The organism is [Lactobacillus] rogosae (genome assembly GCA_900112995.1).
Classification (GTDB): Bacteria; Bacillota; Clostridia; order Lachnospirales; family Lachnospiraceae; genus Lachnospira; species Lachnospira rogosae.
The window spans coordinates 40,746-54,848 of sequence record FONU01000008.1 but is presented as its reverse complement, the minus strand read 5'-3'; the positions used below and the strand labels follow the sequence as shown (position 1 = coordinate 54,848).

Genomic DNA, 14,103 nt, shown 5'->3' with positions numbered 1-14,103 from the left:
AACATTACACCTCCTTGACGGTAATCAATAAGTAATCAGGATTATCAGCAGCCATAGTTCTTAAACCAAGTTCTAAGGCATCTAACAATACCTGTGTTGTATCACTGATATTAGAAGTGACTATGTAATCAATACTAGCCTCTTCATCATCAACCGACATATCATATACGGCATCCGTGAATTGCTCAATCGAATTAATCGTATTGATAGTCAATACAGAAATTGCAGAACAGATAATATCACTACCTTCTTCTGCATAGCCAGCATGTCCTGCTGACTTAAAGCCTACAGTCCTGTTCGTAGCAGACGACTTGTAGATTGTTATATGAGTCATGGATAACACACCTCACATCCGATTAATAATTAAGCATTAATCTTTTCAATCTTAACCTTAGTGAAGAGCTGTCTGTGACCGTTCTTCTTGTGATATCCAGTTTTTCTCTTATACTTATACACGATGACTTTCTTGTCCTTACCTTCTTCAACAACGCTTGCTGTAACTGTTGCTCCTGCTACTGTAGGATCACCAACCTTAGCTTCACCGTTATTAACGAAAAGAACCTGGTCAAATGTAACAGTATCGCCAGCGTTAACACCAAGCTTTTCAACCTTGATTACATCGCCTTCTGAAACTGTGTACTGTTTACCACCTGTTGCAATAATTGCGTACATATGGCACCTCCTAAAATAATTACTCGCCAGTTTTGGAGAGGTAAAATACCTGCTTATGTCCTAACTGAGCGGCACACTAGAATATAATATAGTATCAGTAAACAAATGTCAATAGTCTTAAAAAAATAATTCTAAAAAAATTATAAAATCCACAATCCTATAAATCCGCATATAATTCCACATATAATTCCGGCAATAACATCTTTAATAAAATGCACACCCATAACAACTCTTAATACTGCAAGCACAAGTGTCATAACTAAAAGTATAATACCGACAGGCTGGTATATATATAACCAGCACATTGCAATAATAGTGATTGAGAATATATGTCTGCTTGGCATAGACTCTCCCTCTTTATCTTTTTTTACAATAGGTGTTATATTATATTTTGTATATGGTCTTGGTGAATCAAGACATTTTCTTATAAATGATACAAATATAAATGAAGTTAATGGTGCAAGTATAAGTTTAGCTGTAATAAATACATTAGATGTTTCAACATAACCTGTTGCATCTACGCTTAGAGCAATTGCAGGTGTTGCGATTGTTGATTTGGATCTGGCACATAATACAATAAGAACCATATACGATAGTGCAGTAACATACGGAAGCACTTTATATAATAAGAGCAGAATGTTCTTTAGTGCCTTATGCGTATCAAGGTAATTGTATACAGCATTATATCTTTTTTCATAGCCCGTTAAATTATTCTCTGACATAAACTCACTCTCCGGTTTTGATTAATTCTTTTAATGTCTTGCCATTATTCTTTCGTGTCATTTCAACAAGTCCAAGAGGTGTAATATCAACCACATTAGTCTGGATACTTTCTAATCGGGCGTATTCCTTAAGAACTGATAATAATTTATCCCTGCTTTCCTGCTGTGCCATATTAATAAAATCAATAATAATAATTCCAGAAATATTTCTTAAGCGGAGCTGTCTTATAATTTCAATTCCAGCTTCAATATTAGTCTTTAAAATATTGTTCTCTTTATCAGCCTCTTTTTTGGCTTTAGTTACATTTTTGCCAGAATTGACATCGACAACACTCATAGCCTCAGTCTGTTCGATTATAAGGTAGCCTCCGCATTTAAGCCATACCTTTCTGGACAAGGCTTCTGATAATGTCTTTTCGACAGAATAAAGCTTATACAGCGGCAGTAATTCATCTTCATATAATCGTAAACTTATATTGCTGTTATCTTTAAAATGCGTATTAAGCAAATCATAATAATATGGAATATCTGTGATGACTTCGATTGTATTATCAGCACTAAGATGCCTGAGTTCGCTTACCATAGGCGGCTCTTTTTCATAAAGCTTAGTGTAAAATGTTCCAAATACAGCATTCTGTATTATATGTTCGTACTGGTCTATAAGAGAGTAAGCCTCATTAAGTACTGTATTAATATCTGCATTAGCGGCACTGCTTCTTATAATTATTCCATAAGAAAATGTACCTGAAGCCTGAAGTTTATCATTAAAAGCTGTAAGATGTTCTTTAATATAGTCCTTTAGAACAGAAGAAGCTTCTATACATACAGAAGCTTTCTTGCATTTGTTAGATATTGACACACCTTTGACATCACTTGACACTACAATATACTGTCCTGATATATCTATCTTGGAAGTCGCTGTAGGAGGCTTTGTCTTATGGGCATCATTGCTTACCTGTACTAAAAGCTTATCACCAATGTTGACAGCTTTATTATTCTTTGTATTAAGAAATATATTATTCTTATTATTTTCAAGCTGGTAATAGCATTTAATTTTATTTTCAATTTCAACAAAAGCAGAGCTGATGTTTTTAACAACATTTTCAACTCTGCCAATGTATATATTACCAACCAGGCTGCTTTTGTCTACTATATTAAGACTAAGACAACCGTTGTTGTTATACTTTGAATATATTATATTATCGTTAATCTGTGTAATGATATATTTAATAGTCATATCCTGCTCTCATCTATGAATTATAAATCTCTAAGGTACAGATTACGATAGAAACAGCTTCTGTTGCCAGTGTGGCAGGCTGCACCTATCTGACGTACCTTTGCAAGTATTGTATCATTATCACAGTCAATGTCAAGTGAACTTACATACTGGTAATGACCAGAAGTTTCGCCCTTAATCCATAATTCCTGACGGCTTCTGCTGTAATAAGTCATAACCCCTGTATTAACAGTATGGTTATAGGCTTCTTCGTTCATATATGCAACCATAAGCACTTCATTATTGACATAGTCCTGTACAACTACTGGAATTAAACCATCTGAGTTAAGTTTGAAATCAGAAAATGAAAGGCTTGTATTAAGCTTTTTAGAAGCTTCAATTACAGAACTTCCAGATTCAAACATATCAACAGCGTCTTTAAGGTTAATTCTGTTCTCATATAAGGCTTTTCCTATTATTGCTCCGTGGATACCTGCATCATTGATATTCTTTAAATCCTGCACACAGGACATTCCGCCAGAAGCGATTATATTAATTCCTGTCTTATCAGATAAAAGCTTAGTCTGTTCAATATTAGGACCCTGAAGCATACCATCTTTAGATATATCAGTATAGACAATTGTCTGGACACCCATATCTTTCATAGCCAAAGCTAAAGAAAGAGCAGTCTTGTCACTTACCTTTTCCCAGCCTTCAACGGCTACAAGCCCGTCCTTGGCATCAACACCAACAACAATATGTTCAGGTCCGAATTTATCAATTGCCTGCTTTATGAAATCAGGATTTTCAACTGCCTTAGTACCAATAATTACACGGTATACACCAAGGTCGAGAACTTCTTTAATATTCTCAAGTGTTCTTACTCCACCGCCCATCTGGACAGGTATATTGACACTTGATACTATCTTTCTGATTGTGTCAGCATTTACGCCACGCCCCTTTAATGCACCATCCAAGTCAACAGTATGTATGAATTTAGCGCCGTCCTGTTCAAAGCCCCTGGCTATTTCATAAGGCTTATCTGAATATACTGTTACATCATTAAAAAGACCTTTTTTTAATCTTACACACTGTCCGTCTTTAATATCAATAGCTGGGTATAATCTCATTGTATGCTCCAATCTTTACTTAATATTTATATTTACAGGCTTCCCTTTGTAGATAATACTGATTTAATTCTTGCATCTTTCATACAAGCTTCATCTAAAGCCTTGGCAAATGCCTTGAACATTCCCTCAATAATGTGGTGGTCATTCTCACCGGTTATCTTTCTTATATGAAGGTTCATTCCTGCACTGTATGATATGGCATAGAAGAATTCTTTAACCATCTGTGTATCAAAATATCCAACCATATCGGAAGTGAATTGTGACTCAAATACAAGATATGGTCTTCCTGATAAATCAATCGCACATAATATAAGTGCTTCATCCATAGGAAGTATAATATCACCGTATCTTCTTATGGACTTCTTATCACCAAGAGCTTTTTTAACAGCTTCTCCAAGCACGATACCAACATCTTCAATAGTATGGTGGCAGTCAACGATTAAGTCGCCTGTAACTTTTAAGTTAAGGTCGAACATACCATGCTTTGCGAAGCTTTTTAGCATATGGTCAAAAAAGCCTATTCCTGTATCTACCTGTGCATTGCCCTCTCCGTCTAGGCACAGAAAAAGCTCTATATCTGTCTCACTTGTCTTTCTATGAATTGTTGCCTGTCTTGCCTGCATATTTGACATATATACGTCCTCGATTCTGATATAATTATATATTAAAGATGTCAGGGCAAAAAAGATATCCTACCCATAACATCACATATAATGTCCGATTTATTCAAAACGAACTTTTATTGAATTAGCGTGTGCAGTAAGATGTTCTGCTGACGCAAAGTTCTCAATATCATTATGTATAGCTTCAAGAGCTTCCCTTGAATAAGATATTATGCTTGATTTCTTAATAAAGTCATCAACACTTAATGCTGAGAAGAATTTAGCTGTACCATTAGTAGGAAGTACATGGTTAGGACCAGCAAAGTAATCTCCAAGAGGCTCTGAGCTGTATTCTCCAAGGAATATTGCACCTGCATTCTTAATCTTAGTCATTACATTAAATGGATCTTTAGTTACAATCTCAAGATGTTCTGATGCTATATCGTTGGCAACTGAAACAGCTTCATTGATATCGTCTACAAGAAGAATATAACCATAGTTATCAAGTGATTTAGATATAATCTCACTTCTTGATAGTTCCTTTAAGAAGCCGTCAATCTCAGCAGATACTTTATTGGCAAGCTCACTGCTTGTTGTAATAAGGATTGCTGATGCCATCTCATCGTGTTCAGCCTGAGATAAAAGATCTGCGGCTACATATCTTGGGTTAGCTGTCTCATCAGCAATTACAAGAATTTCACTAGGACCTGCAACAGAGTCTATACTTACATAACCAAACACAGCTTTTTTAGCAAGGGCAACATAGATATTACCCGGACCACATATTTTATCAACTTTTGGAATAGACTCTGTACCATAAGCCATAGCTGCAATTGCCTGAGCACCGCCTGCCTTGTATACAACATCAACGCCAGCCTCATTAGCTGCTACAAGTGTTGTAGGATATACCTTCCCTTCGTGGTCTGGAGGTGTACACATAATAATCTGTTCAACACCTGCTACTTTAGCAGGTACTACGTTCATAAGAACTGATGATGGATAAGCAGCTTTTCCGCCAGGTACATATACACCAGCTCTTGCTAATGGAGTTACTTTCTGTCCAAGAATAGTTCCGTCCGGTTTAGAGTCAAACCAGCTGTACTGCTTCTGCTTTTCGTGGTATTCCTTAATATTCTTAAGAGATTTTCTTATTACATCAACTAAAGCTGGGTCAACCTTTGTATAAGCTTCCTCAATCTCATCTTTAGTTACAACGATATTAGAAGCATTAATGTCAGCCTTATCAAAGTCTTTAGTATACTTAAAAAGAGCCTCGTCTTTGTTAGTTCTTACATTTAAAAGAATATCATTAACGGCTGCTTCAAACTTTCCGTAGCTGTTAGGACTTCTTTTTAATAAATCCTCAAGGATATTATTCTTAGTTTCATCTGTTAATTTAACTATTCTCATATAGTCCTCCATCCCATTCGTTGAATGTATATTTTATTATTTAATATAAACAATTATTTGTTCTCAAGGTAATTCTTTATATCATTAATAAGCTTTGTAATTCTTTCGTTCTCCATTTTCATACTTACCTGGTTAACAACAATACGTGCTGATAATGGGCATACTTCTTCAAGAACTTCAAGACCATTTTCCCTAAGTGTTGCACCAGTCTCTACAATATCAACAATAACTTCTGAAAGCCCTACAATAGGTGCCAGCTCAACTGAACCGTTAAGCTTTATGATTTCTACTGTCTGGTGCTTCTTGTTATAGAAATAGTCTTTGGCAATATTAGGATACTTGGAAGCAACTCTTATAAGTTCGTGGTGCTGTAATTTCTCCCTGGCTGAGGCTGGACCACATACACACATTTTACATTGCCCGATTTTAAGGTCATATACTTCATATAATGAACGTCCCTCCTCAAGCAGTGTATCCTTGCCTACAATACCAATATCAGCCGCACCATATTCTACATATGTTGGAACATCTGAAGGCTTTGCAAGGAAAAATCTTATACCTAACTCTTCATTAGTGAATATTAACTTTCTTGTGTTCTCGTCTTTCATCTCATCACAAGTTACACCGATATGTTCAAATATCTCAAGTGCTTTTTTAGCTAAACGGCCTTTAGCCAGTGCAATAGTTATGTATCTCATACTAATCTCCATTCTTGTTCTTTATAGAGCAGATTAAATCTGTGCATGTTAAATATAAACAACATCTGAAAGCTGTGAAGCCTTTGCATATTCAATATACTGGCTTTCAGACTTATTATTATTCTTTCTTATCATACATACATTAATGCCGTCTTTTCTTAATTCATTAGCACGTTTGACAGCATCCTGAAGCTTATCCTCACTGTATACAAGAAGCACACCGCTGTATTCAACTTCAATCTCTATATTCTGTCTGTTAATTGCAGCCATAAGTCTGTCAATTATAAGAGAGAAACCAATAGAAGCCTTGTCACAGCCGAACTGTCCAAGAAGCTTGTCATATCGTCCACCACTTGCAATTGGTTCGCCCGTTCCAAATGTAAATGCGTGAAATATAATTCCTGTGTAATATGTATGGTTACTTAATTCACCAAGGTCAAAGGATACATACTTATCGTAGCCATTAATCTTAAGAAGCTCATAAAGATTGGTAAGTCTGTCAACAGCCTCTATGCATTCTGGAATATTAGTAAGGCTTCTGGCTTTATCAAGCACCTCTGCCTGTCCAAAAAGCTGTGGAAGCTCTAATAATACCTTAGCTGTATTCTTATCAATATTAAGATTAGTAAGGATTTCTTCTACACCGATATAATTCTTCTCATTAATAAGATTAAGAAGTTCTTCGTATGTATCTCCTTTAATTCCTGCATCTTTTAATAATCCGTTAAAGAAAGCTACATTGCCGAGCTCTACCTGAAACTCAGTAAGCCCAGCATTCTTCATACAGTCAATTACCATACAGATTATTTCGTAATCCGCATCAATTGAAGCATCATCTATTAATTCAGCACCGATAACTGTATTCTCTTTTAATCTGCCCTGATAATACTTGCTGACATTAATAAATGTATTGCTGACATAGCAGAGTTTAATAGGAAGAATATGATCCTCAAAGTATTTAGCTGCTGCTCTTGCTATAGAAGGTGTCATATCAGGCCTTAACACAAGAGTATTGCCATATCTGTCGAATAACTTGAACATTTCATTAGAAGGCACACTGCCTCGTTCTTTGCTAAATACATCAAAATATTCAATAGATGGTGTCTGTATATCGTTATATCCGTAAAGACGGCATACATCGTGGAGCTTGTTTTCTATTATTTTCTTTTCAACACATTCAGTGCTGTATATATCGCGTACACCTTCAGGTGTATGAAGCAGATCTTTTTTCATAATCATCCTCGATTCGTGTAAAATTTATACCAGCGCCACTTTACTAAAGTAACGTGATAATATGTTAAAGAGATTATACATAATGACTTTTAGGCTGTCAAGCCTGATTGTATACAATATTATAGTTCTCCATGAATGTCTTCCTTGTAGATTATATATCTGTTACCGCCCTTTGATATAGCAATATCTGTGGCTTTTATCAGTTTATCAGTTATAACCTTAAAATCTGTTCCGTTATCAGGATATCGTCCAATTCCTATAGAGAATAACGGCATAAATGAGACATCAAATGCTTTACATTCCCATATAATACGCGATCTCATATATTCGATAAATGCTCTTAACTCTGATTCATTATAAAGATTTTTAACTATAACAACGTATTCTGTTTCATTATCAGGATTACCTGCTACACCCCGGTATTCTACAACCTTTAATAATGTTTCTTTGATTATGTCAAGAATTGTATTATAAGCCTTTTTGCCATGGGTATCCTTGTATTCAGTAATATTATCAATATGAACCTTGATAAATGCAAATCTATAATTTTTATTATAAGAAATATTGTTAAGCGTATATTTCTCAAGTCCCTCACGTCCAAGCATTTTATTACAGTCTTCATAATCATATGTAGTCTTTGAAAATACATTATTGGCATCTGGAAGCTTAAGTGTTCCAACTGAACGTATTGGTTTTCTTTGTGAGTATATTGTTGAGCCATTTATATATGAGCCGGTAGGCTTTAATCCATCACCGTAATTGACATTTATACTAAAATGGTGCTGGTACACACTCTTAGCATTTCTTATATTATTAAAATATGCAGTATATTCTTTTATTGACTTATTTGGTATAAGTCCTTTTTTTAGAATTCTTTCATATACATCATCAATAGTTGAAGATATTACAGCTATGGCATCGTCATTAACATAATTATATATGGTAAATAAATCTTTATCATATTCATAGGTGTAGACTAATTTATCATTTATTGATAGCACTCTCCTATATATTCCTATATCTTCATTAAGATGATTAGTATGATTTTTAAGACCAATGACATCAGATATATTAAGTTCAAGGTATTCTTTCTTGTGGTTATTGGACATATAAAGTCTTTTTATATCCATAAGAACCCATCTGTATGAGTTATCAACTCTTTTCATACGCAGAACCATACTTTTACTTTGCCCAATACGCAGGTTATTAGACACATTAATAAAATCATCAATATCTACCTGATGAATTGCATCAGAGATTGCTGCCTTTCGCACAGCACCAAGAAATTTGTACATTTTCTCGTTAGCTGTGATAATCGAAAAATCCGTGTCAATAAGTGCATATCCGTTGACTAATTCATAATTGTCAAGATAATTATGTTTCATAATTACTGCTCCCGTCTGTCTAAGTCTTTTTGAATCGTTTCCAGATAGTGAATCATAATGCCTTTGCCAGAATTGATTCTAAAGCTTTTATCAATCTCATCATAAGTAAAACTTTTTCTTTCACCAGCTTTAGCTCTTTCCCAAAATTTTATTATATCAGAAAATGGCAAATAATAGAACTCATCTCTTGCTGAAAAAAATAATATTATAAAAGCAATTCCGTCCTGCCTTTCAAATTCTTTCATAAATTCAACCTGATGTTCATGTATATTATGTATTGGAAATGTATCTGCAGCACATTCCTTAGCATCAAAACATACAGGTATTCCCTGTATAACACCTATATAATCAACAGTACTCTTCTGTTCAAAGTACGCAAGTGTAATCTGTCTTGTCTCCTGATTAATCTTAATAGGCGTTATAGGTGTTGGTATCTTCTGTATAAGTCCTAAATGGTTCAGAAGATATTTCTCATTGGTCATATTAATATATTCTTCTAATGAAGAGCCTCTAAGACCTCTTGAATTCCAGGCTGCCATATATTTTCTCCTTTTAATATATTTAAAAATATATCTGGAATATCCGTATGTATATGGATATCCATATCAGGTATATTAAGCTCATAAGAATGTAATAACTGGCTTTTACAATTGTATTTGTCAGTGAACCTTCTGTTAAAAGAAGCTTTTCCGTACTTATAATCACCTGCCAGCGGATGATTGATACTTGCAAGGTGGGCACGTATCTGGTGGCTTCGTCCGGTTATAAGATGAACCTTTAGAAGCGTGGCATTATCAGAATATGCAACAGGGATATATTCCGTTTCGATTGGAAGATATTCACTTGTATCCCTGCCCTTTGGCAGCGTCTGGCATATTGTAACTTTGTTAAGCTTTTTATCCTTGTAAAGATAGCCTTTAATCAGTTGTCTTTTATCAACCTTTCCAGCCACGATACATATATAATATTTGGTAAGTGTTCTTTCCTTAAAATGTGATGAAAGCTCCTGCAAGCCTTTCATCGTCTTACCTGCCGCAATTATGCCGCTTGTATTTCTGTCAAGGCGGTTGCATATTGACGGCGTGAACATAGCAAGGTCTTCATATGTAAGAGAATTATTATGAAGCAGGTATGCTGTAATATATTCTACCAAAGAGCAGTCATTTTTATCTGCCTTTTGTGACAGCATACCAACAGGCTTATTAATAAAAAGGACATTCTCATCTTCATACACAATATCAAGCGGTCTGTATATTTTTTCATAATCAACAGAAAGACCTTTTTTAGAAGCTGTGTAGGAATATTTATCAGCCGTGCTGTCTGTATGTTTGCCATCTGTTCTTACAGCAGGTTCATTAGCAGTGTTATCAGCAGCTTTGTCTGTCATATTATTGGTCTGTCTACTGACAGCATTAGATATGCAGCTTTTGCCTTCACTGAACTTATTAAGTGTTTCATCAGAAAAAAATATTTTGACAGAGTCGCCTGATTGTAATTTTTCACTTCCGTCAGCCTTCTTGTCATTAAGTGTAATATTCTTTTTTCTAAGCATTTTATATATAAAGCTTTTACTTGCGGCAGACAGATACTTTGAAAGATACTTATCAAGCCTCTGGTTGTCGCCTAATTTATCTATTATTAATTCTTTCATTCAACACTCCACATATTATAAGCACATATTAAGGCAGCTTTCAGTTACATACTTTATACGATTGTTCTTATTCGTATCGCTATTGTCATAGTTAGCCGCCATATTAGCTGCTCTTTTAATAAATGTATCCTTTTCTGTATAAAGAGTGACAGTCACATTTAACTTATCATTCTTTAAGAATTCTTTAAGGCTTGTCTCAAATAATGCCTTATCCGGAGCTTTATCATGGCTTAATGCAATTATTGTGTTGTCAGATATGACCATAGCACATACGCCAATGGGCTTTTTGTTATTGCTGACAATTACATCATATAAAGCTGATAACTCTCCTTTTGCAGCTTCAACGCTTGTATATAGTTCCTTATCACATACCTTATGTGGCAGTAATATAAAATAAGAAACTGCTATTTTAGCACCGGGAAGTACAAGAACAGTTGCCACAAGTGTCATATAATTATTTCTTGATTTAAAGATTATTAAACCTGTTACAAATACTGCGGCAATTATTAAAAATGCAATAATAGTAAGAAGCAGGTTAAAACTTCTTTTGTATTTAAGATAACCAAACTCACCTTTTTCTTTTTTACTCATAACTTATGTCCTTTTTTAGTAGATTTTGATTTATTATTGGAACTTCTTTTACCCGCACCAGCACTATTATGTTTTCCCTTATTGTTATAAGCTGTGGTATTTTTAACAGTCTTATGTTTGCCTGATGAAAAGTTCTTTCCTCCTGTGTTATGGGATATTTTTCTTGGTGGAATAAGGCATTTTGGTCCAAATCCTATAAGGTCTGTACGTCCATTTTTAATAAGGGCTTCCTTAACAAGATCGTAATTATCTGGATTACGGTATTGTATAAGGGCTCTCTGCATTTCCTTTTCGTGGTGGCTTACAGGAGTATATACTTTCTCCATAGTAGCAGGATCTAAGCCTGTATAATACATACAGGTAGACAGCGTTGATGGTGTTGGATAGAAATCCTGCACCTGTTCGGGCATATAACCAAGATCCCTTATATATTCTGCAAGCTCAATCGCCTCCTTCATAGTCGAACCGGGGTGGCTTGACATAAGATATGGGACAACGAACTGCTGCTTGCCTGTCTTATTATTAATGCGCTTATAACGTTGTAAGAACTTTTCATATACATCATTGGAAGGCTTGCCCATTTTCGTAAGGACATTATCTGATATATGCTCAGGTGCAACCCTTAACTGTCCGCTTATGTGATGTTCACATAACTCTTTAATAAATGTATCATCCGCATCACACATACAGTAGTCAAAACGTATTCCTGAACGGATAAACACCTTCTTAACGCCAGGCACTTTACGAAGCTTTCTTAAAAGCTTAATATAATCAGAATGGTCAACTGTAAGATTCTTGCAGGGAGCCGGAAAAAGGCACTGTCTGTTCATACATACGCCCTTAGTAAGCTGCTTTTCGCAGGAAGTATGCCTGAAATTAGCTGTAGGTCCTCCAACATCGTGTATATACCCCTTGAAATCTCTATCTTTAGTCATAGTAACAGCTTCATCAACAATGGATTCGTGGCTTCTTACCTGAATTATCCTTCCCTGATGAAATGTTAAGGCACAGAATGAACAGCCTCCAAAACACCCTCTGTTGCTTGTTATTGAGAATTTAATCTCTGATAAAGCCGGTATTCCGCCATCTGCTTTATACATTGGGTGATAATCTCTCATATACGGAAGTGCATATACATCGTCCATCTCCATAGTAGTAAGCGGTTTTGCTGGTGGATTCTGTACGACATATAGTTTTTCTTTGGCTTTTTCTACAAGTATCTTTGCAGTAAATGGATCAGTATTTTTATATTGTGTATAAAAACTTTCAGCATATATTCTTTTATCTTTTACAATCTCATCATAGGATGGAAGATTTATATAGTCAGATAAATTATCCAATGTCTTAGTCTTGTATACAGTTCCATTGATATAAGTTATATCTTTTACATCAATTCCTGCATTAAGTGCATCAGCTATCTCAACAATAGAATGTTCGCCCATTCCGTAAGAGATTATATCTGCACCCGAATCTATAAGAACGGAATGTTTTACTTTGTCAGACCAGTAATCATAGTGCGACAGTCTTCTTAATGAAGCTTCAATTCCACCTAATATAATAGGAGTTGATTTGTATACCTGCTTAATTAAGTTACAGTATACAATTGTCGCATAATCAGGTCTTAATCCCATAACTCCGCCAGGTGAAAAGGCATCTGAATGACGTCTTTTCTTATTGACGGTATAATGGTTTACCATAGAGTCCATATTCCCCGCAGACACTAAAAATCCAAGACGAGGTTCACCAAGTATTGTTATGGAGTCTTTATTCTTCCAGTCTGGCTGTGCTATTATTCCAACTTTATATCCAAAGGATTCCAATACCCTTGATATTATAGCAGGTCCAAACGATGGGTGGTCTACATAAGCATCACCTGAAACATAGACGAAATCACATTGCTCCCACCCTCTTTTTTCCATATCTTCCCTGCAAACGGGGAGAAAATCGTGTATCATATATATCCTCATTTCTGTGCACACTTTAATGCAGTATAACTGCAATGTATCTAACAGGTATCTGGTTGATTTGTGTCAAGTGCACACAGACACAAATGTTAATTCCAGCTTTTTAATAAATCAATTTCACTACCGGTTAATGGCCTGAACTTTCCAGGTTCAAGTGTTTCATCAAGCTGTAACTTTCCCATTGATAATCTTTTAAGATAAAGCACCTCTGAACCGGCTGCCTTAAACATTCTTTTTATCTGATGAAACTTTCCCTCTTGAATTGTTATATTTAAAAATGTTGTATCATCCTGATTGTTATATTGAAGTATCTCAAGCTTTGCTGGCATTGCTGTAAAATCTTTATCAACAACAAGCCCATTTTTAAATTCATCAATATATTTATTGTCTATACTGCCTTTTGCTACAACATAATAAGTCTTATCAATATGGTGCTTTGGTGATAACAGCCTGTGTGCCATATCACCATCATTAGTTATGATAAGAAGTCCTTCTGTATCCTTATCCAGTCTTCCAACCGGAAATAAATCCTTACGTTTGTTATCCGTTATAAGTTCAACGACAGTCTTAAAATCCTTATCAGATACAGCAGACACAATGCCTGCTGGCTTATTAAGCATATAATATTCGTATTCTGAATAGCCTAACACGTTATTATCAATGGTTACAACATCCTTATCTGTATCTACTTTAGTTTCCGGACGTGTGATAACTTCACCATTGATTGTAACTTTTTTCTTTCTGATTATGTCTTTTACGGCACTTCTTGTTCCAGCCTGCATATCACAAAGATATTTGTCTAATCTAATAACCATTAAAGTCCTTTCCT

General features: G+C 35.1%; 15 protein-coding genes. All 15 read right to left on the bottom strand.

Going from position 1 to position 14,103, the window contains the following annotated elements:
* Nucleotides 1-4: 4 nt before the first annotated feature.
* Nucleotides 5-334, bottom strand: a complete 330-nt coding sequence (locus BM157_RS03930; protein WP_022501760.1) for a ribosomal-processing cysteine protease Prp — start codon at nucleotides 332-334, stop codon at nucleotides 5-7.
* Between the two features lie 29 nt (nucleotides 335-363).
* Complete coding sequence (gene rplU, locus BM157_RS03925) at nucleotides 364-672, bottom strand: 50S ribosomal protein L21 (RefSeq protein ID WP_022205377.1); 309 nt, start codon at nucleotides 670-672, stop codon at nucleotides 364-366.
* 140 nt (nucleotides 673-812) lie between these two features.
* Nucleotides 813-1,394: a phosphatase PAP2 family protein gene (locus BM157_RS03920; protein ID WP_055174737.1), complete on the bottom strand. Its 582-nt coding sequence runs from the start codon at nucleotides 1,392-1,394 to the stop codon at nucleotides 813-815.
* A 4-nt stretch (nucleotides 1,395-1,398) separates the two neighbouring features.
* Nucleotides 1,399-2,631, bottom strand: coding sequence for a ribonuclease E/G (locus BM157_RS03915; RefSeq protein WP_090139996.1), 1,233 nt, complete (start codon nucleotides 2,629-2,631; stop codon nucleotides 1,399-1,401).
* A 20-nt stretch (nucleotides 2,632-2,651) separates the two neighbouring features.
* Nucleotides 2,652-3,740, bottom strand: a complete 1,089-nt coding sequence (hisA, locus tag BM157_RS03910; protein ID WP_022501757.1) for a 1-(5-phosphoribosyl)-5-[(5-phosphoribosylamino)methylideneamino]imidazole-4-carboxamide isomerase — start codon at nucleotides 3,738-3,740, stop codon at nucleotides 2,652-2,654.
* Between the two features lie 32 nt (nucleotides 3,741-3,772).
* On the bottom strand, nucleotides 3,773-4,372 hold the full coding sequence (gene hisB, locus BM157_RS03905; protein WP_082421569.1) for an imidazoleglycerol-phosphate dehydratase HisB: 600 nt from the start codon (nucleotides 4,370-4,372) through the stop codon (nucleotides 3,773-3,775).
* A gap of 90 nt (nucleotides 4,373-4,462) precedes the next feature.
* Nucleotides 4,463-5,752: a histidinol dehydrogenase gene (gene hisD, locus BM157_RS03900; protein WP_090139994.1), complete on the bottom strand. Its 1,290-nt coding sequence runs from the start codon at nucleotides 5,750-5,752 to the stop codon at nucleotides 4,463-4,465.
* Between the two features lie 53 nt (nucleotides 5,753-5,805).
* A complete protein-coding gene (hisG, locus tag BM157_RS03895) occupies nucleotides 5,806-6,450 on the bottom strand; it encodes an ATP phosphoribosyltransferase (protein ID WP_055174745.1) in 645 nt (214 codons plus the stop codon).
* Between the two features lie 48 nt (nucleotides 6,451-6,498).
* Nucleotides 6,499-7,683 (bottom strand): ATP phosphoribosyltransferase regulatory subunit, encoded by a 1,185-nt coding sequence (gene hisZ / locus BM157_RS03890; RefSeq protein ID WP_022501753.1) that lies wholly within the window; start codon nucleotides 7,681-7,683, stop codon nucleotides 6,499-6,501.
* Nucleotides 7,684-7,802: 119 nt separating this feature from the next.
* Nucleotides 7,803-9,068, bottom strand: a complete 1,266-nt coding sequence (locus BM157_RS03885) for a diguanylate cyclase domain-containing protein (RefSeq protein WP_090139992.1) — start codon at nucleotides 9,066-9,068, stop codon at nucleotides 7,803-7,805.
* 2 nt (nucleotides 9,069-9,070) lie between these two features.
* Complete coding sequence (locus tag BM157_RS03880; protein WP_022501751.1) at nucleotides 9,071-9,607, bottom strand: Holliday junction resolvase RecU; 537 nt, start codon at nucleotides 9,605-9,607, stop codon at nucleotides 9,071-9,073.
* Nucleotides 9,565-10,719: an RluA family pseudouridine synthase gene (locus BM157_RS03875; protein WP_070101474.1), complete on the bottom strand. Its 1,155-nt coding sequence runs from the start codon at nucleotides 10,717-10,719 to the stop codon at nucleotides 9,565-9,567. Before BM157_RS03875 ends, BM157_RS03880 begins: the two co-directional genes overlap by 43 nt.
* A 15-nt stretch (nucleotides 10,720-10,734) precedes the next feature.
* Nucleotides 10,735-11,310: a hypothetical protein gene (locus BM157_RS03865; RefSeq protein WP_055174751.1), complete on the bottom strand. Its 576-nt coding sequence runs from the start codon at nucleotides 11,308-11,310 to the stop codon at nucleotides 10,735-10,737.
* The gene (locus tag BM157_RS03860; protein WP_090139989.1) at nucleotides 11,307-13,265 is read right to left on the bottom strand and encodes a YgiQ family radical SAM protein; all 1,959 of its coding nucleotides are present in this window, start codon (nucleotides 13,263-13,265) and stop codon (nucleotides 11,307-11,309) included. Before BM157_RS03860 ends, BM157_RS03865 begins: the two co-directional genes overlap by 4 nt.
* A gap of 98 nt (nucleotides 13,266-13,363) precedes the next feature.
* A complete protein-coding gene (locus BM157_RS03855) occupies nucleotides 13,364-14,089 on the bottom strand; it encodes a pseudouridine synthase (protein ID WP_090139986.1) in 726 nt (241 codons plus the stop codon).
* Nucleotides 14,090-14,103: the final 14 nt, after the last annotated feature.

Coding starts and splice junctions, on each gene's coding strand:
- rplU (WP_022205377.1), bottom strand. CDS start 672: ATGTACGCAATTATTGCAACAGGTGGTAAACAGTACACAGTTTCAGAA.
- hisD (WP_090139994.1), bottom strand. CDS start 5,752: ATGAGAATAGTTAAATTAACAGATGAAACTAAGAATAATATCCTTGAG.
- hisZ (WP_022501753.1), bottom strand. CDS start 7,683: ATGAAAAAAGATCTGCTTCATACACCTGAAGGTGTACGCGATATATAC.
- hisG (WP_055174745.1), bottom strand. CDS start 6,450: ATGAGATACATAACTATTGCACTGGCTAAAGGCCGTTTAGCTAAAAAA.
- BM157_RS03885 (WP_090139992.1), bottom strand. CDS start 9,068: ATGAAACATAATTATCTTGACAATTATGAATTAGTCAACGGATATGCA.
- BM157_RS03860 (WP_090139989.1), bottom strand. CDS start 13,265: ATGATACACGATTTTCTCCCCGTTTGCAGGGAAGATATGGAAAAAAGA.
- BM157_RS03855 (WP_090139986.1), bottom strand. CDS start 14,089: ATGGTTATTAGATTAGACAAATATCTTTGTGATATGCAGGCTGGAACA.
- BM157_RS03880 (WP_022501751.1), bottom strand. CDS start 9,607: ATGGCAGCCTGGAATTCAAGAGGTCTTAGAGGCTCTTCATTAGAAGAA.
- BM157_RS03930 (WP_022501760.1), bottom strand. CDS start 334: ATGACTCATATAACAATCTACAAGTCGTCTGCTACGAACAGGACTGTA.
- hisB (WP_082421569.1), bottom strand. CDS start 4,372: ATGTCAAATATGCAGGCAAGACAGGCAACAATTCATAGAAAGACAAGT.
- BM157_RS03875 (WP_070101474.1), bottom strand. CDS start 10,719: ATGAAAGAATTAATAATAGATAAATTAGGCGACAACCAGAGGCTTGAT.
- BM157_RS03915 (WP_090139996.1), bottom strand. CDS start 2,631: ATGACTATTAAATATATCATTACACAGATTAACGATAATATAATATAT.
- BM157_RS03920 (WP_055174737.1), bottom strand. CDS start 1,394: ATGTCAGAGAATAATTTAACGGGCTATGAAAAAAGATATAATGCTGTA.
- hisA (WP_022501757.1), bottom strand. CDS start 3,740: ATGAGATTATACCCAGCTATTGATATTAAAGACGGACAGTGTGTAAGA.
- BM157_RS03865 (WP_055174751.1), bottom strand. CDS start 11,310: ATGAGTAAAAAAGAAAAAGGTGAGTTTGGTTATCTTAAATACAAAAGA.